Genomic DNA, 1,118 nt, shown 5'->3' on the forward strand with positions numbered 1-1,118 from the left:
GAGCTGCATACTTCTGCGCGGTGGACCTGTCGGCCTTCTACTTCGACGTCCGCAAGGACAGCCTGTACTGCGACGCGCCGACCAGCGACCGCCGCCGTGCCGTCCGCACCGTGCTGGAGCAGCTGTTCCTGACGCTGACCGCCTGGCTGGCCCCCATCCTGTGCTTCACGACGGAGGAGGCCTGGCTGGCCTTCCGGGCGGAGGGGGACGACGCCCGCCGCGCGGCGCTGGCCGAAAGCGTCCATCTGCGCCAGTTCCCGGAGGTCCCGGCCGGCTGGCGGGATGAGGCGCTGGCCACGCGCTGGACGGTGGTGCGCGACGTGCGCCGCGTGGTCACGGGCGCCCTGGAACTGAAGCGGGCCGACAAGACCATCGGCTCCTCCCTCCAGGCCCATCCCAGCGTGTATGTGCAGGCCGCCCACCGGGACGCCCTGGCCGATTTGGACCTGGCGGAGATCAGCATCACCTCAGGCATCACCGTGACGGTGGGCCCGGCGCCGGAGGGCGCGTTCACCCTGGCCGACGTGGCCGGCGTGGGCGTGGTGTTCGGCCCGGCGGAGGGCGAGAAGTGCGAGCGCTGCTGGCGCATCCTGCCGGAGGTGCCGGCAGCCGCCGACGGGGTGGAGCAGCTGTGCCACCGCTGTGATGACGCCGTCGGTCCCGCTGGGAGTCCCCACGCATGAGCATGCTGACCCGCGTGTTGGGGCGGTTCGGCATCCCGGGCCTGCTGGCGGCGGCGCTGATCCTGGTCGCCGACCAGGCCAGCAAGGCCGCCATCCTCGCCCGGTTCTCCGAGGCGGGCGACGGCGTGACCCTGCTGCCCTTCTTCAACCTGGTCCTGGTGTGGAATCACGGCGTCAGCTTCGGCCTGTTTAATCAGGGTGGGGCGACGGGCACGGCGATGTTGATCGTGTTAGCCCTGGTGATCACCGCCGCCATGGCGGTGTGGATGCGCCGCGCCGGCCGCCTGATCGAGGCGGTCTGCGCCGGCATGGTCATCGGCGGGGCGTTGGGGAACGTGATCGACCGGCTGCGCCTGGGCGCCGTCGTTGATTTTCTGGACTTCCACATCGCGGCATGGCATTGGCCGGCATTCAACGTTGCCGATAGCGGCATCG

2 protein-coding genes are annotated in these 1,118 nt (G+C 70.7%); both read left to right on the plus strand.

Annotation, left to right across the window (positions count from 1 at the left end; translation table 11 throughout):
* On the plus strand, positions 1 to 683 hold a 683-nt coding region (locus I55_RS18435; RefSeq protein WP_044562046.1), incomplete at its 5' end, for a class I tRNA ligase family protein.
* On the plus strand, positions 680 to 1,118 hold a 439-nt coding region (lspA, locus tag I55_RS18440; RefSeq protein WP_049974257.1), incomplete at its 3' end, for a signal peptidase II. The genes I55_RS18435 and lspA, both read left to right, overlap by 4 nt.

This window comes from Azospirillum sp. B4, from assembly GCF_000333275.1.
Lineage (GTDB): Bacteria > Pseudomonadota > Alphaproteobacteria > Azospirillales > Azospirillaceae > Nitrospirillum.